Here is a 19,092-nt window from a genome sequence, read left to right on the forward strand (position 1 = left end):
AAATCGATCCTGGTGCGGTGGGGGCGAGGCGCCGGGCCCGGCTGTATAGGCTGCTCACGTGCAAGACGGGAACGGTATGGGGCTGCGGGAGCGCAAGAAGCTCGCCACGTGGCAGGCCATCCGGGACGCGGCGCTGATTCTGATCGACGAGCGAGGCTACGAGTCGGTCAGCCTCGACGACATCGCCGAGGCCGCGGGCGTGGCGAGAACCACCCTTTTCAACTACTTCGCGTCGAAAGAGGCGATCGTTCTCGACCCCGCGCCGCAGGACGCCCAGTACTGGACCTCACTCATGGCCGAACGCCCCGAGGGCGAACCGGTGTGGGAATCCCTCCAGGCGGTGTGCATCGGCTACCTGGTCACGTTCTCCGACCGGCTGGCGACCCAGAAACGGCTGATGGACCTCTCTCCGGCCCTGGCCGACTCCTCGCGGGAGCACGCCGCCCGGTTCAGGGTCGAGCTGCGGGACTGGGTCGCCGAGCGCACGGCACCGGGCGACGAGCTCTACGCGGAACTGGCCGTGAACACCGCCCAGGCCGTGATGACGTCCGCCTTCAATCTGTGGTCGCCGTCCGACGGCTTCGACCGGCTCATGCACCTTGTGCGGACGTGCTTCGACCAGGCGGGCCGCGGACTCGACGCGGTGAGCTGACGGGGCGGATCGCTCGCCCGGCATTGCTCCCCTCACGCAGGTGCGTCGCGCGGTTCCCGGAGGGCGGACGTCGTCAGTCGGCGAGGGCTGTGCTCGGGCTCCACGAGGACGACCGTGTACATGGCGTGCTGGACGAGGGCGGTGGTGCAGCTGTCGTCGGTGAACTGGACGAGCGGGCCGCGCGGCGACCGGCCCTCGGCGACGTCACGTGCCGTTCGTCTGCGGCGTGCCGGGCGGGGACGTGTCCCGAGACGGTGTGGTCGCCCACGCTGCCCGGCCCGGGAAGCCGCCTCGTTCGACATCGGAGTCACGCTCGTCGAACCGGGCGGCGCGCGCACCTCGTTCGCCCGCGGCAGCCTGTAGCTGAGCGAGCCGCTGTCCGCCTACGACAGGACGCCGGCGGCGTTCGTGCGCCAGTGCAAGGACACTGCCCCGCCGGTCCTCGGCGATCCGGCGAAGATCGCTGCTCGCGTCATCGACGGCACGGCACGGCACCCCGCCCCGATGAGAGTTGTACTGGAACTGGATCGGGCGGTCTCAAGAAGAGATCGTACAGGCGCGTCAGGACTGGATGGAAGGGACACGGTTCGGTGAGGTGAAGGGGTGCGGCGGTGCTCCGCTGCCTGCGCCTGAACTGCCGCCGGTGCCGCTGAAGCCGCGAGGTCGGGTGCGCTGAACTGTGGCGATGTGCTGCCTGGGTCATCGGAGGCGGGCCTTGATTGGTTCCGTCTCCGGAGCTCCGGGGCCTCAGGAAGCGTACGGGGGGTGAGTCCTGGCGGGCTTGGCCTGCGTGGTGCATCGATTCCAGGGTGCCGCTGAGTGTGGGCGGCTGTGGTAGATCGCTTGCTGACTTTTCTGATAGTGCGTCAGTTGGGGTAGCGATTTGTGTGTTGGACCTGGAGTGGCCATACGTGGTGAGATGCGCTCCCGTTGGTCCCATGTATGACGCCTCTGCCGATTGCTGACGCCTTGCGCGATCAGGGGTGCTGCTTTGCCAGCCGGTGGTTGTCCGATACCGACAACTTGCGGGAGTAGCGCCTGCTGGGTTTGACGGCGCTCAGTATCCGCATCACATATTGGTGGTGCAGAGGGTCGTATGTGCCAGCAAGTTCTTCGTCTGCTGGTGGTACGTCGCATACATGGCCTTGAGCTGTGCGAATGCGGGATTTTAGGGGTGTTGGCTGGCTTTGGCCCGTGTATGGTCCGGATCTTGGTCGTGCGCGGCCAAGGTCGGGGTGGGCAGGGAGCGAGGCAGGTGAAGCAGGAGCGAAGAGATCTTCTTGAAATCGTCTACCTGTCACCCTTGACCAGGGCTCTTGGGCTGTGAGTATGTCCTGACCTGGGGGATGCCTCTTTCCGGATTCTTCAGGCACGGTCGGCGTTACGCGGTCTATCCTCCCCAGCGGGCTTGCTGGGTGGGGGCCGCCGGAAGGGTTCGAAGGGCAGCTGGCGCAGACGAGTCACTCCCCTGTCGGCGATGACTACGAGCCGCGCACTTGAACTGCTGGGGTCCGCGTGAATCATCCCTGCGTCGGCGGGGGAGAGGTGACTCAGGTGGTCAGACGGGTTGCTGGAGGCGGATCCCCCGGCGTCGGTGGGAACCACGGGAGCGCCTTGGTGATCGACTCCAGCCGGGTCGAACTACCCTCGCGTCGGCGGGGATCACACGAGGCCCTTCGCGATCCACTCGCCCTGTGCCGAACCACCCCCGCGTCGGCGGGGACCACAGGTCCACCAGGTTGCTGGTGCCCGCGTCGAGCGAACCACCCCCGCGTCCGCGGGGGTGAACCGCCGCCGAACTCGGCCACGCCGCCATGCACGTCGTGCTCCCCGCCGACGCGGGGGTGAACCGCCCCCCGCCGAGCCGGCGAACACGGCCACCGAGTGCTCCCCGCCGACGCGGGGGTGAACCGTTCTGGCCCCGTACGCGGCTGAAGAGCAGCTCGTGCTCCCCGCCGACGCGGGGGTGAACCAGGTTGCCGAGGCCGCCCTGCGGGAGCGGGAGACGTGCTCCCCGCCGACGCGGGGGTGAACCGCCGGAGGCCGGGGTGGAAGCGGGGGGCATTGCGTGCTCCCCGCCGACGCGGGGGTGAACCGCTCGCCATGTTCTGGGCGTTCGTCGGGTTCGGGTGCTCCCCGCCGACGCGGGGGTGAACCGGAGATCAACCGGATCATCAACATGCCGGAGGTGTGCTCCCCGCCGACCTACACGGCCCTGGAGCCGGTTGTCGCCGATCTCTATCAGGCGTCCCGCGAAGTCGACTTGCTGCCTGCTTCCTTCTGGCCGCCTCGGATCGTGGCTACGACAAGCCCCTGTCTCACCGAGCCGTCCGCATTGGCGCTCCGGGACCCGACGGCCACAGCAGATACCTCGACTTCGACAGCGAGGCCAACATGTTCTGCGCGGTCGGTAGTCCGAGCGACCTCGCGCTTCTCAAGACTGCCGTTGAATCAGTCATCACGAAACCTGAGGCAGTCCGCGACGTCATCATCCGGGCGGAAACTTCAGGCTTCGAGTTCGAGGATTAGGGATCCAACCTGATAGCAGCAACAGGTGGGTCGGGATGCTGTGCTGAGTGGGCGTCCGCCCCAGCGGATGCCCTTCTCGCTGCGGATCCGGGCATGCTCCTCGTGCTGGGCGGCCAGCACGTCGGGGTGTCGGACGTTCTTGTTGCACCAGCGCAGGTAGGCGTGCAAAGCCCGGGTCTGGGCGGGGTGGCTGCGGTGGTTGGAGTTGGCGACGGTGAACTGCCGCAGAGGTTCGGTCCGGGTCCAGCGGCGGTGGCGGCGCGGCGGTTGAGGTCAGCGGTGGGCTCGTGGAGCGGCCGGGGTGGAGTGCCGCGGAGGTCCGGCTGCCCGGGGCAGCGGCGCGGCGCGTGCGGGCGGATGAGTGGCAGGCGTCGTGGCGGGGGCAGTGGCGCGGCGGTAGCGGGTGCGCAGGGCGTTCAGGTCGGCCAGGGCTCGGCGGCTGCCGGTGATGAGCTGGTGAGGGGTATTGGTGAGGTCGTCGGTGTAGGCAGTGATCCGTGTCGCTACCGTCTGGGCGCGGGCGAGGAGAGCGCGCCTCAGGATCTGTTCGCCCCAGTGCTCGGGAGAGCCTGCGGGGGTGGAGACCAGGGCCATCAGATCCTTCGGCGTGGCGGCCTCGGTGATCAGTCCACGGTGCTGCGCTTCGCCGAGAACGGTGACCGGGTCGACCACGTCACCGCGGTGCACCAGGGCGGTGATGGACTGCCAGATTCCGGCGTGCAACGGCAGAACGAAGTCGTCCGCCGTCAGCCAACGGATCTGTTGTACGTCCTGAGGGCTGGCGGTGGCCGAGGCCAACAGCAGCCGCTCCTCGGCGAGTTCCTCCGCACCGGCCTGTCGTTCGGCCGGGGCGGGGAGCGCGGTATGGGGCAGGGAGCCGGGGTGCGGGCTGAACTCGACGGCGAGCTGGTGTTCGCCACGGACGGGCTGGAGATCATCCCGCTCTACGAGGAGCCACGCGTCCTGATGGTCCCGCTCGGCCACCGACTGGCGGGGAGGAAGTCGGTCACCCTCGACGACATCGCCGACGAGACGCTTCCCCGGTTCGCGGGCATCGACGGCGGCGGGGCCAACCCGCCGGGCCACACCCGGCTGGGCGCGCTCGTGGAGACGCTGGAGGACAAGCTGGAACTGGTCGCGAGCGATGAAGTGGTGTCGCTGGCTCCGGCCGGGTTCACGACCAACCTGAGGCAGGACATCGTGAGCGTTCCTGTCTCTGACGCACTGCCGGTGCAGGTCGTGTTGGCCGCGAGGTCCGGCGAACGCCACCCGCTGCTCGCCGCGTTCCGCTCGGCGGCGGCAACGCATCTGCTTCCCCCTTCCTGAACGTGCCAGGCCGGGTAGGACCGGCTGCAAGGTGCTGAGGCCCCCGCTCTTCGGCAACAGCCTGCTCCATGAGCCGCCGTACCTCATGTGTGATGAACTGTGGCCCGGTTCCGAGACGTTGATCTTGTCTCGAACGAGAGGGCGGGAGGGGCCGTGGGCCTTGGTGGGGGGACGGGGCGGCGACTGACCTCCGTGGTGCTCGTCATGGCGGTGGCGGTGGCGGCCGGGTGTACGGGGCAGGGCGAAGGTGCGGGCGGCGGAAACGACAAGGACCTGCTGCGCGACCACGACTGGTCGCAGATGGCGGGCATCACCGCGCGGAACGATGTCCTGCGGGTCAGCGCGTTGGATCGCCGCATCGTGGAGCAGGACTCCTCCGGCGGCCGGCCCAACCCCCCGCTGAACCTGGCCGGCCCGCATCTCAGGTCCGATGGCGACTTCACCGTCACCGCACGCATGTCCGGTGTCGGTGACGATGCCGGCGGCTCATGGCTGCGGCTGTACGGCCGGGTACCGGTCATCTACGACGAGTGGCGGCAGGAACGGCCCTCACTCCGCGCCGGCGTGACCGCCGACGGACAAGTACGGGTACAGATATGGGACGGCGAGGACGATGAGCCGGCCACCTCCGAGGAGTTCGACTGCGGCTGCTCCGGGACGGTGACGCTCGCCGTGTCGAGCATCGGTGACACCTTCCGTGTCGCAGCGGACGGGCGCCGGCTGGGAACCGTGCGGGACCCGGGGGTGTTCGCCGAGGGCACTGTCTGGTTCGGTCTGGAGGCGGACGCGGGCGAAGACGAGCACCGCGAGGGATGGCGTCTGACACAGCTGAGCGCGCGGGCGGAGAGCGGTGATTCGCTCAGCGTGGTCAAGGCGCCGAAGCTCCGCCAGGAGCAGTCCGACGACTCGTTGCGCGCGCGGGCCGCGGACGTGGGGCGGCCGTTCGACGTCGGCACCGCCCTGGCCGAGAACCCACTGCTCACCGACTCACGCTACCGGGCCCTCGCGGGGAGCCAGTTCTCCATGCTCACTCCGGAGAACGCCTTCAAGCCCCAGTTCCTCCACCCGCGCCAGGGCGTCTACGACTTCCGCGACGCGGACCTGCTCGTACGCTTCGCCCGCGCGAACGACATGAAGGTGCACGCGCACACCCTCGTCTGGCACGAAGCCCTGCCCCGGTGGATGCGGGAGAACGACGACCCCGACGAGGTGCGCCGGACCATGCTCCGGCACATCGCCATGGTCGCCGGGCACTTCAAGGGACAGGTCGCGGAATGGGATGTGGTCAACGAGCCCATGTCCGACGACGGAACGAGCTACACCAACGGGGATCTCGGTCTGCGCTCCGAGCAGAGCCCGTGGTTCCAGGCCATGGGCGAGGAGTACATCGACGAGGCGTTCAGGGCCGCCCACCGGGCCGATCCGAAGGCACGGCTGTTCCTCAACGAGTACGGCGTCGAGGAGGAGGGCGAGCGGTGGGACGCCCTTTACGATCTGGTCGAGCGGCTCAAGGAACGCGGCGTACCGATCGACGGCGTGGGTTTCCAGAACCACGAGTACGAACCCGGCGACCGCACCGACCCGGAGACCTTCCGCGACCATGTGCGGGATCTGGGGGAACTCGGTGTCCAGGCACGGGTGTCGGAGATGGACGTCCCCATAGGTGAGGACGAGGAGGACGGGCGGCAGACCCAGGCTGACGAGATGGCGGGCAAGCTGCGAGTCTGCCTGGAGGAGCCGAACTGCACATCGTTCTCCACCTGGGGATTCACCGACCGTTACGGTTCCACCGCCGACACCCAGACCTATCCTCCCCGCACGGCCGATTCCCTGCCGTGGGACGCGGCCCTGCGGTCGAAGCCGGCGTACGAGCGCCTGCTCGAGACCTTTGACGAGGTGTGAGTGGGCGTGTTGGTGACAGCGGGGGAAATGGCGGCGAGCTGAGGCCACGGGGCCAGGACACGTGTGTTCGACGGGGTTGCCCACCGCCGCTCTTGACCTGGAGCGCGCTCCAGATTCGAGTATGGGCGGCATGAACATCACCGACCCTCAGATCGTCCTCGGGACGATGGACTTCGGCACCCGTATCGCTTCCGACGATGCCTTCGCGGTCCTCGACGCCTTCGTCGCCGGAGGCGGTGTCTGGCTCGACACCGCGAACTGCTACTCGTTCTGGAGCGACCCCAGTGGCGTGGGCGGCGCCAGCGAGCGCGTCATCGGCGCGTGGCTCAGGGCCCGCCCCGGCGCGCGCGACGCGGTACGGATCGCGACGAAGGTCCGGCAGAACCCGCTCGTCCCGCATGCCTGGCCGGAGAGCGCCGAGGGGCTGTCCGGCCGTGCGGTCCGCGACGGCGTGGAGGCGAGCCTGGAGCGTCTCGGCGTCGATCATGTCGATCTGCTCTGGGCGCACGCGGAGGACCGCGCGGTGGCTCTGGAGGAGACGGTCGGCGCGTTCGGCGAGTTGGTCGCGAAGGGAGTGGCCCTGCGGGTCGGAGCCGCCAACCATGCCGCCTGGCGCGTCGAGCGGGCCCGGTCGTTCGCGCGGGAGCAGGGTGTGGAGCCGTGGACGGCCCTGCAACTGCGCCACTCGCTCGTCCAGCCGCGCCCGTTCACCCCCGTCCCCGAGGCCGGCCACCGCATGCTCACCGCCGAGGATCTGGACCTCGCGCGGGCGGAGGGGCTCGCCGTATGGTCGTACAGCTCGTTGATGTGGGGTTCTTACGTACGCGCGGACAAACCCTTTCCGCAGGCCTATGACCACCCCGGGAACACCCGGGTGCTCGCGGCTCTCGACGACGTCGCGGGCGAACTCTCCACCACTCGCAACCAGGTCGTCCTCGCATGGCTGATGCGCCAGGGGGTCGATCCCATCGTCGGCGCGAGCCGGGCGGAGCAGATCGAGGAGGCACTCTCCGCTCGCGGTGTGCGGCTCGACGACGAGCACTTGGCGCGCTTCGCCGAAGCGCGGTAGCGGCGTTCACAGAGGAAACCCCATGACGACACTCACTCCGGCGGCGACGGCCGACCGCACCGGCGTCTCCATCGACACGCTGCGCTACTACGAGCGCGAAGGGCTCATCGGCCCGATCGGACGCTCGGCCGGAGGGCGCAGGGAGTACACCGAGGACGACGTCTTCTGGATCGGCATGCTCACGTGCTTCCGCGAGGCCGGCCTCGGTATAGCGGCCCTGCGGGACTTCGTCGCCATCCTGCGCGCCGAGCATTCTCCGCAGGACCGGGTCGCCTTCCTCCGCGAGCGGCGCGCCGCCTTGGAGGAGCGGGTGGTGGCGCTGCGTCAGGCCATGACGGTCCTCGACGAGAAGATCGCCTACTACAGCTGAGCGCGGGGAGCCCACGGACACAGTCGCGCTGATCGGCCGGCCGCGTTGTTCCCCGGCTCAAGGCGTGTCCGGCGGCAGCGAGTTCCACGGAGTCCGGCTCTTCAGCGCCCGGACCATGGTCCACGCCGCCACCGCCGAGCTGTACGACCCGGCCCAGCGCGCCGCGGGGCTCGGGGGACGTGGCGAGGGCCGCTTCGGCCCGGTCGTGGGACCCAGTCCTCCTTCGCTGCCGGTCATGACGAACGGCCTGCCCGGGCCGGGTGGTTCGGGCAGGCCGTGACGTGGGGTGGGTGTCAGCTCGGACGTCCGTCGATGCCTCCGGTGGGGGAGATCTCGGCGATGCGGGCGAGGTCCTCGGCGGTGAGGGTGATGGCGGTCGCCGCGGTGTTCCGGGTGACTCGGTCGGGGTTGCGGGAGCCGGGGATGGGGACGATGTAGTCCTTCTGCGCGAGCAGCCAGGCCAGCGCGAGCTGGGGGAGGGTGGCGCCCTTGTCGGCGGCGAACCGGGTCAGCTCGTTCGCGATGGCGAGGTTGGCGTCGAAGTTCTCCGGGTTCCACCAGGGGATGCGCCGGCGGAAGTCGTCGGCGGTGTAGTGCTCGCGGGACTGGACGGCGCCGCTGAGGAAGCCGCGGGCGAGCGGCGAGTAGGCGACGAAGCCGATGCCGAGTTCCTCCAGAACGGGCTGGAGCCGCTCCGTGCCGCGGGCGAAGAGCGAGTACTCGCTCTGCAGGGCGGAGATCGGATGGACGGCGTGGGCGCGGCGGAGGGTGTCCTCGTCGGCGTTGGACAGACCCAGGTACTTGACCTTGCCCGCGTCGACGTACTCCTTCATGACGCCGACGACGTCCTCGATGGGCACGCTCGGGTCGGGGAAGTGCTGGTAGAGCAGGTCGATGGAGTCGACATTGAGATTGCGCAGGCTGTTGTCGACCACCTCGCGGACGTGTTCGGGGCGGGAGTCCTGGCCGAAGCCGCGGGTGAGCCCGAACTTCGTCGCGATCGTCACCTGCTCGCGGATGGGTGCCAGGGCGGTGCCCAGGAGCTTCTCGCCCGCGCCCCAGCCGTACATCTCCGCCGTGTCGAAGTGGGTGACGCCGAGTTCGTGCGCGCGGCGGATCGCGGTGATCGACTCCGTGTCGTCGAAGGGCCCGTACCCGGTGGCGGTGCCCATCGCGCCGTAGCCGATCGCGGACACGGCCAGGCCCTGGCCGCCCAGTTTCCTCATCTGCATGACATGCCCCTCTGGCCAAACCGAACTGTTTGGTTTGACCGTACGCCCGGTAGGCGCCCAAGGCAAACCAAACGGTTCGGTCCGCTAGATTGGGGTCCATGAGCACCCTGCCCGCAGCCGACTCCGCCCGCGACCGTGTCATCACCGCGGCCACCGCCGAGTTCGCTCGGCACGGGATCGCCGGCGCCCGCATTGAGCGCATCGCCAAAGAGGCCAGGACCAGCAAAGAACGCCTCTACGCCTACTTCCGCAGCAAGGAAGACCTGTACGCCACCGTCGTCGCCCACGAGATGACACTGGTCGCGGAAGCCACCCGGATGGACCCCACCGACCTGCCCGGCTACGCGGGCCGGGTCCACGACTACTTCGTTGCCCACCCCGAGCGCCTGCGCCTGATGAACTGGGGCCGCCTCGAACTCGCCACCGACACCCCCGCCGACGGCCCCGACGACCCCATCCGGGCCACCGTGGCCCGTAAGACCGCGCAACTGCGCGACGCACAGCGAGCCGGGCATCTCGACCCGGCTTGGGACCCCGCCGACATTCTCATGTTCGTCAACCAGCTCGCCATGGCTTGGGCCGGCCAGACCGACCTCCTGCCCACCGGCAGGGACGAACGTACGACCTTCCTTGCCGCACGCCGGGCGGCAATCGTGGCAGCCGTGCAGCGACTGTTCCCCGCAGCCCACTCCCAGCGACACGACCCGCCGCACAGCGCCTGAACCAGGACGCGCGGAAGCCCCAGGGGCTTGCCGCTGTTCACCCTCTGCGCGCAGCTCTACGGGCGCCTTGGGCCGCTACCGCCTCACGCCACCGTGAAGCGGTGGTTACGGTGCAACCATGTCTGTCACCACGACGAGGCTGCGCACCCCGGAGGATCTTGCGCTCTTGATCCGGGCGGCTGCCGCGGAGTCCGGTCTGAGCGTGAACGCGTACGTGCTGCGCGCCGCGCCGCCACCCTTGGTGGTGCGCGCGGCCGGCGCAGACGGGCGGATGACCGCGGGTGTCCGAACGTCCGGCTGCTGTCCGGTTCTTGGCGGTGCCGGGTCTCACGGGACGTGGCCGCGATGCATAGTGGAACTGTCGGCTCGTGGTGCGTATGGGTCGACCGGAAGGTGTGGGGGCTCCGGCGTGCCCGATGAGCATGGGGGCTTTTTTGGGGCGCCTCCGTGCATTTCGCGAGGCGTGGTAGTCAATAGTTCGAGCGGAGGACTGTGTTACGTATTCACTTCACCGCTGGCGATCTGGCGCTGACTCATGTGGCAGCAGGTCCTGATCCTTGCTGGGAAACCATTCTTGGCCTGCAGCAGTTATTGTGCGCGAGGCCGGGGCGGGCTTTACAGGATTGGCGTCTGAGGGCGCGGGAAACGGTTGCGCGCAAGAATTTGGAGAACCAGATTCTCTATTTGAGAGAACTCGTTCCTCAAAAAGGATATGTTCCGGATTTTCTGACCCCGGCCGAGGCGACCGACGGAATGCAGGCGGCGATGTCCGCGATCAGAGGCACCCCAGCCGGTCGGATCCGGAAGGAATTGCAGGCATTGGCGTCCCGTCGGCAGCGTCGAGTGCCGGTGCTGTTACGGCAGTTGTCCGACGCGGACCGCGGCAGCCGTCAGCTGACCGACCTGCTGCAAGCCCTCAGATGCGTGCATGCGGAAATCATCGCTCCTGACTGGACGCGGTTGGAAGAGCACGTGGAAGCAGACCGGGCTCTGCGCGCGCGAGCGCTGCGAGACGGTGGTACCTCCTGCCTCCTCGAATCGCTGGGTCCTGCGGTGCGATGGGACCCGCCGGTGCTGCGTGTGGACTACCCCGTTGAACGGGATCTGCATCTGTCGGGCCGCGGACTTCATCTCATACCGTCCCGCTTCTGTTCCCGTGTGCCGGTCGCCCTGGCGGATCCGCGGCTGCGCCCGGTCCTCGTCTACCCCGTCAATCCCACCGTGAACGAACCTGGTCCCCGGCGGGCTGGGGGGCTGGACGGGCTGCTGGGGCGTACTCGCGCCGAAGTCCTCCGAGCGCTGCATGGTGGGGCCACCACCGGTGAACTCGCCCTGCGGCTGCGGATCTCCGCTTCTGCGGCCAGCCAGCACGTCCACCTGCTGTCCCGTGCGGGCCTGGTCCACAGCCAGCGCACCGGGGCGTCGATTCTGCACACCCTGACCCCTCTCGGGGCTGCTCTTCTGCTGGGCCGTGTGCCCGTCGTCCCGTCTGACCAGCGGATTTCAGGCACGCCTTAAAGGCCTCGCGCTGCAGTCGGAAGCTACGCCATGGTGAGGACGTGATCGACGTACGGACTGACCTACGTACGGACCGGTCACCGTCGGACCGGTCACCTTACGGCCTGGCGCCAGAAGACGGCCACGATCGGAAACAGGGGGAACGAATATGCGCAAGAAGGCTGCGGCAGCCGTCGCAACCGCTGCCGCGATGCTCGGCGTCGTCGCTTCAGCCACCACCGCATCCGCCGAAGCCAATCCGCCCGGATGCCCCAAGGGGTATTTCTGTGCCTACAGCGGACCGGACCAGACCGGTTCGCTGGTGCTGAAGACGGCAGGCAACTGGAGCGGCCAGGTGGGCTTTCGGTCCATCTTCAACAATGGCTACGCGTACCCGGGGGCCGACCACGTCGACATGACGTATTGGTACGAAGGGGACGGAACCGTCACCAGCTGTATCCACTACAACCCCGGGCCCGGACTGTACAAGTGGACGGCTCCCTACACGGAAGTCCTCTACAGCGTCCGCTGGCGAGGCGAGTGCTGACCCGGACGTCCACCGACGACCGATGCCCCCGGACGTCCCGCCCGAGGGCCCTTCGCTCGTTTGCATGCCTCGCGGTCGCATAGCGAGGGCATGCCGCCGTGACGGTCCACGACGAGACGGGTGATGGTGTTGACCGGCCGGGAACAGTGGCATGGCGCGGCTCCCGCGCTTGCTGGGGTGGTCGCGGTTCGCGCGTGACGGTGCACCTCGCGGGCCAGGGCCAGGTCCGGTGCGGGCCGCCCTCGTCGGCGTGGAACTGGCAGGTGGACCGTCACGTCACGGAAGGCGGGCGCGCTGCCGGCTCGTTCGGCCGGGCGGAAGAGGACCGGTGGCCGACAGCTGCCATCGGATGCGATGTGGATCTCTGTCGTCGGCCCGCCGCGGGAACGCCCGTTGGCCCTGCCGTGGGGCCTGTCGGCCGGGGCCTCTGTCGAGGGTCTCGGCCGTGTGCCGGTAGGCGCGCACCCGGGTGAACTCAACCGTGGCGGACCGGTGAGGTCTGCTGCGGTGGCGTCCCGCGATGGGCGCGGTGAAGCGCCGGTCCTGTACGCCGGCGATGGCCCACACGCGCAGCCGGTCCGGTCTGGAAGGGCCAGCTGAGCCAGTCGGCGACGAGCGTTTCGGGGCACAGGCGCGGCTTCGCGTCCGGAGCGGTCTGTGCGGCGGGCTGTGAGAGCGACGGCGCGTCCGCCGTACCGCAGACAGGCGCGAGTGAGTGTCGGGCGCGCGTTGTCGGCCGGAACGGTTCCGCAGGCAGCCGCGAGGCGGTGCTGGGGACGCACGGCATCGACCGTTCCGTCCGTATCCCGCAGCGCCCAGGCGAGTCGGAGGCGTTCTGATTCACCTGTGCTCGAGCGGTGGTTGCCGTGCGCTGACTGAGCCAAGGCTGCTGATGATCCATCAGATACCAGTGCTGGACAGCGCTGTGAATGCGGCCTTTGGGGCGATGGCATGAGCTCGGTGTGCCTGAGGCGCACGGTGTCGCCCGCGCCGGCCGTGACCTCAAAAACAAGGAGAGTCAGTTGAGAGCACGCGCGTTACGGACAACTGCGCTGGGGGCGTTGTCCGCGGCTTTGCTATGGGTGGGAGTGCTTCCCGCACAGGCCGCCTCGGGCGCGACGAACGCGGCCGGCGGGGACGGTGTGACGTACAAGGTCATCCCGTACGTGATCTCGGACCCTGATCTGGTGGCCCACCCGGACAAGGTGATCCAGGAACTCAACCGCAGTGGCGGATCTCTCGACGCCCTGGGTGTTGCTCCGGCCACCAAGGACGGCCCGTCCGACATCACGAAGTCCGCTGCCGGACAGGGAGTCGACGCCCAGGCGGAGCCGGAGTCCTACGTGGTGGACTCCTCCCGGTTCCCGGCGGGCCGGATACCGGACGACATCTACGACTACCCGACCTCGGACCAGTGCGAGGACCAGTACGATCTCGCCTCTCGCGACCAGGGATGGATCAAGAACCGGTACTCCTACTGCCAGATCCATCTGCTGGTCATGCCGGCCGTGCGATGCGGCATATTTCCGCCCCGATGCACGACCACCGGTGTCTTCGTGTCCCGCAACCGGCTGATGGGCTTCGGCAAGGTCGGCGGCGCGGAGAACGCCAGTACCTCGCGGTGGGCGGATTTCCGCCTGCAAGTGGGTGTCATCAGTGCCACAGGACCCTTCGCCGAGTCCGGTGCGGATCTCACCGCGGAGATCGAGTGCGAGGGCAACTACCTGGACGACGACTATCCCCAGACCGACGAGAACGCCTGCTTCGCCGGACTCAACGACGAGGTCGAGAAGTCGATCGGTGAGTGGCGCCGTGACGGTTCCGCACACCTGGACCTGTTGTCGCAGGCATCCAGCCCGGACGCCTCCATGGGCGAGCAGATCGGCACCGGCGTCTTCCACATCGAGTACGACTTCGACCTGCCCTGGTACTTCCAGTTCATCGACACCGAGAGCCCCGAGGGTGGCATGCGGTTCGACTCGGCCTGGTACCTGCAGTCCCACAAGCTCGGATCTGTGTTCGATCGGGCAGTGCCGGGCATGTCCTACACGAAGTCGGACGCGTCGGTCGGCGGCGTCGCCACGCACCTTGAGGAGGCCCGCGCCAACCCGGAGGCCACCCTGCCGACCCAGACGGACAAGCACCTGGCAGGTGGTTCACCAAACGATCCGATCCACCGTCTCGCCCAGGCCAAGGGGGACACACAGAGTTTCCGGTACGGCGAGAACCGGCGCATCGTCAGCAACTTCTGCGCGACCAAGGCGATGCAGGACATCAAGGCAGGCCTGCCGGCCGACCAGAGTCCTTACGACTGCGACGAGTACCCCATGGCCTCGACGTACGAGGGCGCGGGACGGTACCTGTTCCCTGACGAGCCCTACGGTGGTGCCCAGTACGAACGCCACTACTCCGCACGATGGGTGAACAGCGAGGTCAACCAGGAAGCCGGACGACGACTCGGCCGCTGGTACGACGTAGACCGGCTGCTCGACCAGGACGCGTTCTACATTCCCGTCCGCTGACCGCCGGTCAGGACGCTGCGGGGCTCTGCTCGTCGGCGGGGCCCCGCACCGGCCGTCCTCAACTTCTGTCGGGCCAGAACTGAATCAGAGCCCAGGCACCCGGCTGTGCGAACCCGCCGTCCGGACCGGGGGTGTTCTCCCGCCAGCCCACGCGGGCGCGCCATCTGCCGGCCCGCGGAAGGCGAAACACGTCGGGCTGGCCCCCGGCCGCGATCTCATCCACGAGGAACCGGCCCGAGGGGAGATCCAGCGACAGCTCCTCGCTCGACGGCCAGTCGCTCGACTCCGCCGGTGCGGGACCGTCCCAGGTCTCCAACCGCAGTCGAGCGTTCGAAATATCCAACTCCGACCCGATGTAGAGCATCGTGGCGTTGGCGCTGACGAAACTGCCCACCGAACGCGGCGAAGCTGGCCGTTCCCCGTTCTGACCCTCCTCGTCGACCAGGCCGAACAGCCGGTGGTCCACCACCACATCCAGTTCCCGACATGACACAAGTTCAGGCATGCAGCGCCCTCTGAGACCGGCGTATCACGAACAGGTCCCCGGCAGGCTATGCCCTTGAGTCGCAGTGCGGTGTGAAGGACGGCCCCAAGCCCCTGCGCGTCCGCGTGTGGACCTGCCAGGCGTGCGGGGCCGTCCTGGACCGGGACATCAACGCGGCGGTCAACGTCGCCAAGGCCGCCGGGCTGGCGGTGCCAGCCTGTGGAGCGCAGGTAAGACCGGGACTCGTCCCGGCACCGCGCGGCGAAGCAGGAACCCACTCGACACCGCAGCCTGCAACGGCGCGGTAGGCAGGAATCGCCGTCCATCAGGGCGGCGAGGATGTCAACCGTCTGTGCCATCCACCCGCGTGCCTGAGCCTGCGGCAAGCTGGAGGGCTCCGCCAGCACGTTGATGATCTGCTCAGACGAGAGAGTCCCTCCAGCCCGCCGACAAAGTCTGCGGTGAGGCGTGCTCGCTCGCGCGGGAGCGCGATGCCGGTGCGGCGGACAGCTTGCCAGGGCCGTGAACGTGGTCAGTCACGGACGGATGAACGGGCCCTCGCAGGCGGACAAGGCGGGGCTGGCGTTTAATCGGATGTGCTTGCGGCGCGGGGTTGTTAGGTTCGTTGTGTGCCGAAGCTGAATCAGATCATCGCAGTCGAAAAGGGCGTCAAGTCCAAGGCCCTCCAGGAGCTCACCCAGGCTCACCAGGATGTGCAGAAGCCTGCCCTGCTGGCCGGCATCTCCCGGACCTACCAGCCCAAGGACGAGGAGGGCGAGCAGTTGCCGCCCGAGTCCACTCGGGTGCAGATCAAGGCCGAGGACGCTCTGCGGGCGACTGCCGGGACACTGACGCGGCTCTTCGACGTGACCGCGACGAAGGACTGGGCGAACCGGTCCGCGGTCGCGGACGTGGTGGTCGACGGTACGGTGCTGTTGCCCCAGGTGCCCGTCCCCTACCTGTTGTTCCTGGAGAAGCAGCTCACCGATCTGCACACCTTCGTGCGCAAGCTGCCGGTGCTCGACGCCTCCGAGTCGTGGAACCTGGACCCTTCGACGGACTCGTGGAAGACGGACCCGGTGCGGACCATCCGCACGAAGAAGGTTCCGCGCAACCATGTGAAGGCAGAGGCCACGGAGAAGCACCCGGCGCAGGTCGAGGTGTACTACGAGGACGTCCCGGTCGGTTACTGGACCACGGTGAAGTTCTCCGGCGCGCTGCCCGCCCGGCGGGTCAATGAGCTCCTCGACCGCGTTGAGAAGCTCCAGCAGTCCGTCAAGTTCGCCCGCGAGGAGGCGAACAGCACCGAGGTCACCGACCAGCGGGTCGGCGACGCGGTATTCGGCTACCTGTTCCGGTAGCCTCCACACACGCCCTCCGTCGCGAGCGGAGGGTGCGCGATGAGCGCAAGCTGAAACTGATGTTGAAGCTGATAAGGGGTGTCAGTTGGGGGTTCGAATCCCTCTCCCCGCACCACGTGCGGGGGTGGCCCAAGCCTGGCAGAGGCGGCCCCGTGAAACTCAGATTCTCGCTCCAGTCTCAGTATTCGCCGCCGAACACCGGATCGACCGAGCGTGGGCGAACATCGACGGATAGGGGTTCAAGTCCCCTCGGCGCCTCTCTCGTGGCGCTGTAGTTCAAAGGCAGAACACGTCGATCTCAATATGACCCGCGGTTCTTAAACGCCGCCGGTGTGCGCAAATGGGTGGCAAGCTGGAGCCCGGGAGCTGGACATGCTCCCGGGCTCCGTCACGTTCCGGCCCTCAGTTCGTGCTGCCACCGGGCAAGTTCACCGGGTTGAGTGGTCAGGCCGCGTAGGTCGGGGCAAACCGCGGCTCCATTCTGTTCCGGTCCACCCACCTGCGGATACCTCGCTCAACGCGCACAGGAGCCTCGCGTGTTGCGGGTGTCGACGCCGTCAGGTGTCCCTGGACATCCAGGCGGAGCACGTGCCTGCCGTGATCAACTTGGTTGACCAGGGACCGAGGCATGCGCGGAAGCGAATGGTGGTGTTGCTGTCGGGAAAGTCCTTGTTCTTCCAGCGGGTGGTGTACGCGCCGTCCGCGTTGAAGGTGGAGCCATAGCGGACGACGCTGTTGGAGGAGTTGCGGATTTCCCAGTCCATGACTGCGGAGTAGCCATCCGATTTCCGGTCCTCGATCTCGAGCCAGTCACCTGAGGCTGTGTAACAGACGATGGCATCCCAACCGACGCTGGCGGACTCTCCGCTTTCGGCGCATTCCGGGCTGGTGGGGCCGTCGACGGCAGTGGCACGTTCGGTTTCGGCTGAGACGGCGGATGCCTGGGTGATGGTAAGGAGGATGGCCGCGGAGAGGGTGCCTGCGATGGCGCCTATCCGCTTGTGGGAGCGTCCTTTGATGACGGAGTTCCTTCTGTGAGCCGTACCTGACAAGGCCTTGACGTGATCATGAGGCTAACAGGGGGATACCCGTATGTCTCTCGTCAAGACGGTCGGGTGGCAGAGTGGCTGGAATGAGCGACGACATGCCTGCCCGGGGGTCGGCGGGTTGAGTGCATGCGGCCGTGCGACCTTTACGGCCATCTGCTCGTGATGGACTCAGTCGACGAGCTGGAATGCCCGACTCGAAGTGCGCCATTCCTACCGTCGCCGAGGTGCGCAGCGCCGTGATCTACGAGAAGTCGCACTCGTCGGTGAAGCGCGAGTACGCCTGGAAGCGCACGGACGACCGGCTCGATTTCCCCTCGTCGGTCGAGCCGCCCCCGTCGCGCGCGGAGTCTCTCCTCGGATGCGCCTCCGCGTCGAGGCGGGCGCTGGGCCGGTCGCGGATCACTCAAGCGGATCACGTGAGGGGGGCTGCCGCTGGCGGGTCCGGTGGGGGCGGCATGATGGAGGTAATCCCCAACTGGCCTGCCCAGCCGGGGAGATGACGGTCTCTTCGGTCGGTGAGGATGCGCGCATGGCTTCGTTCCGGATACGGCGGGCCCTGCCGGTCCTGTTCACCCTGGTGTCCTTCGGCGTGGTGCCGGGCGCCGGGGTCGCCGTCGCGGACGCGTCCCCCGGGGCGGTGAGGCTGCCGGTGGTTCCGGGACGTCTCGCGGACGGGGCCGCCTGTACGGCGGGTTCCTCCGAGGTCGTGACCGCCGCCCCCTGGGAGCAGCGGAGTCTGCAGCTCACCCGGGTCCGGTCGGCCGGGACCGGGGCCGGGGTGACCGTCGCCGTCGTCGACACGGGGGTCTCGGCGGCGGCGCCCGCGCTCGCCGGGCGGGTCACCGTGTCCGGTGGCGCCGGTGCGGACTGCGTGGGGCACGGCACCTTCGTCGCCGGGCTGGTGGCCGCCGCTCCCGTCGCCGGGGTGAGTTTCGCCGGGGTGGCGCCGGGGGCGCGGATACTCGCCGTACGCGGTACCGACGGGCGGGGCGCGGCCACGGCCGCCACGGTCGCCCGGGGCATCCGGGCGGCGGTGGACGGCGGTGCCGGGGTCGTCGTCGTGTCGCCCGCCCTGACGGAGGACTCGGCGGCGCTGCGTGGGGCCGTCGGGTACGCCGCCCGGCACGACACGCTGATCGTCGCCGCCGCCGTCCCCGACGGGTTCGGCGGCTCCACCGGTACGGCGCCGCCCGCCCGGGACTACTGGCCCGCCGCCTTTGACGGGGTGCTCTCGGTGCTGGACGTCGACGTGGACGGCGTACGGCCCGCGGGCGCCTTTGCGCCGTTGCGCGCCGACCTGGCCGCTCCCGGGCAGGGTGTGCTCGGGATCGGACCCCGGGGACGCGGGCATCTCATCGGGTCCGGGGCGTCCCTGGCCGCCGGGTACGCCGCCGGGGCGGCGGCGCTGATCCGGGCCGCCCGGCCCGAACTGACCGCCGCGCAGACGGCGGACCGGCTCATCGCCACCGCCTACCCGGCGGACGTCCCGCGCCTGGACCCGTACGCCGCGCTGACCACCGTGCGGGCCGCCTCGCCCGCACCGGTCCCGGCGGCCGAGGCCCCCGCCCCGGTGCGGCCGGCGCACGACGGGGGTGCCGTACGTGCCACCCACCGGGCGCTGCTGCTGGCGGGGGCGGGTGCGGGGGTGCTGCTGCTGGTCGTCTGGGCTGCCGTGGTGGTGCCCCGGGGACGGGCTCGCGGGTGGCGGCCCGGCGGACCGGTGGCCGCCGCCGCGGACCCCGGTGGCCCCGGCGCCGGGGAGGGGCGTACGACCGGACACTGAGCGCGGAGCGTCAGGCACCCGGTCCTCCGCTCACCCCGCCGGGCAGG

The 19,092-nt window shown here is 68.8% G+C and carries 17 protein-coding genes, 4 pseudogenes and 1 CRISPR repeat array; of the genes and pseudogenes, 15 read left to right on the forward strand and 6 right to left on the reverse strand.

The features are described 5' to 3' along the window. The first annotated feature begins 58 nt into the window (after positions 1 to 58). The gene (locus ACIPSE_RS13420) at positions 59 to 652 is read left to right on the forward strand and encodes a TetR/AcrR family transcriptional regulator (protein ID WP_401661588.1); all 594 of its coding nucleotides are present in this window, start codon (positions 59 to 61) and stop codon (positions 650 to 652) included. A 32-nt stretch (positions 653 to 684) separates the two neighbouring features. Here ACIPSE_RS13420 and ACIPSE_RS13425 read toward each other — a convergent pair whose 3' ends face one another. After that, positions 685 to 954: a hypothetical protein gene (locus ACIPSE_RS13425; protein ID WP_401661591.1), complete on the reverse strand. Its 270-nt coding sequence runs from the start codon at positions 952 to 954 to the stop codon at positions 685 to 687. Positions 955 to 1,163: 209 nt separating this feature from the next. Between ACIPSE_RS13425 and ACIPSE_RS13430 the strand changes: the two are divergent. Next, positions 1,164 to 1,328, forward strand: a pseudogene (locus ACIPSE_RS13430) (pirin family protein); the annotation flags it as partial. A 969-nt stretch (positions 1,329 to 2,297) separates the two neighbouring features. Then, positions 2,298 to 2,810: a CRISPR direct-repeat array (repeat unit 28 nt; unit sequence GTGCTCCCCGCCGACGCGGGGGTGAACC). Between the two features lie 347 nt (positions 2,811 to 3,157). On the opposite strand, the pseudogene ACIPSE_RS13435 reads toward ACIPSE_RS13430, so the two are convergent. Both ACIPSE_RS13435 and ACIPSE_RS13440 read right to left on the reverse strand, forming a co-directional pair. Next, a pseudogene (locus ACIPSE_RS13435) lies at positions 3,158 to 3,412 on the reverse strand (hypothetical protein); the annotation flags it as partial. A 42-nt stretch (positions 3,413 to 3,454) separates the two neighbouring features. After that, entirely contained in the window at positions 3,455 to 4,165 is a 711-nt protein-coding gene (locus ACIPSE_RS13440; RefSeq protein ID WP_401661593.1) for a DnaB-like helicase N-terminal domain-containing protein, read from the reverse strand. On the opposite strand from ACIPSE_RS13440, the gene ACIPSE_RS13445 reads away from it, so the two are divergent. The 5 genes from ACIPSE_RS13445 (at position 4,046) to ACIPSE_RS13465 (ending at position 8,128) form a co-directional block, all read left to right on the forward strand. Continuing rightward, positions 4,046 to 4,507 (forward strand): LysR substrate-binding domain-containing protein, encoded by a 462-nt coding sequence (locus ACIPSE_RS13445; protein WP_401661596.1) that lies wholly within the window; start codon positions 4,046 to 4,048, stop codon positions 4,505 to 4,507. The genes ACIPSE_RS13440 and ACIPSE_RS13445 overlap by 120 nt on opposite strands. A 153-nt stretch (positions 4,508 to 4,660) precedes the next feature. Beyond that, positions 4,661 to 6,409 (forward strand): endo-1,4-beta-xylanase, encoded by a 1,749-nt coding sequence (locus tag ACIPSE_RS13450; protein ID WP_401661598.1) that lies wholly within the window; start codon positions 4,661 to 4,663, stop codon positions 6,407 to 6,409. Positions 6,410 to 6,539: 130 nt separating this feature from the next. After that, on the forward strand, positions 6,540 to 7,478 hold the full coding sequence (locus ACIPSE_RS13455) for an aldo/keto reductase (protein ID WP_401661601.1): 939 nt from the start codon (positions 6,540 to 6,542) through the stop codon (positions 7,476 to 7,478). A 22-nt stretch (positions 7,479 to 7,500) separates the two neighbouring features. After that, complete coding sequence (locus ACIPSE_RS13460) at positions 7,501 to 7,848, forward strand: MerR family transcriptional regulator (RefSeq protein WP_401661604.1); 348 nt, start codon at positions 7,501 to 7,503, stop codon at positions 7,846 to 7,848. Positions 7,849 to 7,912: 64 nt separating this feature from the next. Next, a complete protein-coding gene (locus ACIPSE_RS13465; protein WP_401661607.1) occupies positions 7,913 to 8,128 on the forward strand; it encodes a hypothetical protein in 216 nt (71 codons plus the stop codon). 13 nt (positions 8,129 to 8,141) lie between these two features. Here ACIPSE_RS13465 and ACIPSE_RS13470 read toward each other — a convergent pair whose 3' ends face one another. After that, positions 8,142 to 9,080, reverse strand: a complete 939-nt coding sequence (locus tag ACIPSE_RS13470; protein ID WP_401661610.1) for an aldo/keto reductase — start codon at positions 9,078 to 9,080, stop codon at positions 8,142 to 8,144. Between the two features lie 98 nt (positions 9,081 to 9,178). Here ACIPSE_RS13470 and ACIPSE_RS13475 point away from each other — a divergent pair, with 98 nt between their 5' ends. From ACIPSE_RS13475 to ACIPSE_RS13490, 4 genes are all read left to right on the forward strand, one after another. Continuing rightward, positions 9,179 to 9,802, forward strand: coding sequence for a TetR family transcriptional regulator (locus ACIPSE_RS13475; protein ID WP_401661612.1), 624 nt, complete (start codon positions 9,179 to 9,181; stop codon positions 9,800 to 9,802). A 492-nt stretch (positions 9,803 to 10,294) separates the two neighbouring features. Beyond that, positions 10,295 to 11,320, forward strand: coding sequence for a DUF5937 family protein (locus ACIPSE_RS13480; protein ID WP_401661615.1), 1,026 nt, complete (start codon positions 10,295 to 10,297; stop codon positions 11,318 to 11,320). Positions 11,321 to 11,468: 148 nt separating this feature from the next. Continuing rightward, positions 11,469 to 11,846, forward strand: a complete 378-nt coding sequence (locus ACIPSE_RS13485; protein WP_401661617.1) for a peptidase inhibitor family I36 protein — start codon at positions 11,469 to 11,471, stop codon at positions 11,844 to 11,846. Positions 11,847 to 12,934: 1,088 nt separating this feature from the next. After that, positions 12,935 to 14,368 (forward strand): hypothetical protein, encoded by a 1,434-nt coding sequence (locus ACIPSE_RS13490; RefSeq protein WP_401661620.1) that lies wholly within the window; start codon positions 12,935 to 12,937, stop codon positions 14,366 to 14,368. A gap of 58 nt (positions 14,369 to 14,426) precedes the next feature. Here ACIPSE_RS13490 and ACIPSE_RS13495 read toward each other — a convergent pair whose 3' ends face one another. Then, positions 14,427 to 14,873 carry a hypothetical protein gene (locus ACIPSE_RS13495; RefSeq protein ID WP_401661623.1) on the reverse strand — a complete coding sequence of 149 codons (447 nt, stop codon included), beginning with the start codon at positions 14,871 to 14,873 and terminating at the stop codon, positions 14,427 to 14,429. A 59-nt stretch (positions 14,874 to 14,932) separates the two neighbouring features. On the opposite strand from ACIPSE_RS13495, the pseudogene ACIPSE_RS13500 reads away from it, so the two are divergent. Continuing rightward, positions 14,933 to 15,160: pseudogene (locus tag ACIPSE_RS13500) on the forward strand (zinc ribbon domain-containing protein); the annotation flags it as partial. 321 nt (positions 15,161 to 15,481) lie between these two features. Further along, entirely contained in the window at positions 15,482 to 16,213 is a 732-nt protein-coding gene (locus tag ACIPSE_RS13505; RefSeq protein WP_250966525.1) for a hypothetical protein, read from the forward strand. Between the two features lie 557 nt (positions 16,214 to 16,770). Here ACIPSE_RS13505 and ACIPSE_RS13510 read toward each other — a convergent pair. Beyond that, complete coding sequence (locus tag ACIPSE_RS13510; RefSeq protein ID WP_401661626.1) at positions 16,771 to 17,265, reverse strand: hypothetical protein; 495 nt, start codon at positions 17,263 to 17,265, stop codon at positions 16,771 to 16,773. A 203-nt stretch (positions 17,266 to 17,468) separates the two neighbouring features. On the opposite strand from ACIPSE_RS13510, the pseudogene ACIPSE_RS13515 reads away from it, so the two are divergent. Both ACIPSE_RS13515 and ACIPSE_RS13520 read left to right on the forward strand, forming a co-directional pair. Next, positions 17,469 to 17,609, forward strand: a pseudogene (locus ACIPSE_RS13515) (phosphoribosyltransferase); the annotation flags it as partial. 182 nt (positions 17,610 to 17,791) lie between these two features. Then, the gene (locus ACIPSE_RS13520; protein WP_401661629.1) at positions 17,792 to 19,045 is read left to right on the forward strand and encodes a S8 family serine peptidase; all 1,254 of its coding nucleotides are present in this window, start codon (positions 17,792 to 17,794) and stop codon (positions 19,043 to 19,045) included. The last annotated feature ends 47 nt before the right edge of the window (positions 19,046 to 19,092 follow it).

The organism is Streptomyces sp. NPDC090106 (assembly GCF_044747265.1).
Classification (GTDB): domain Bacteria; phylum Actinomycetota; class Actinomycetes; order Streptomycetales; family Streptomycetaceae; genus Streptomyces.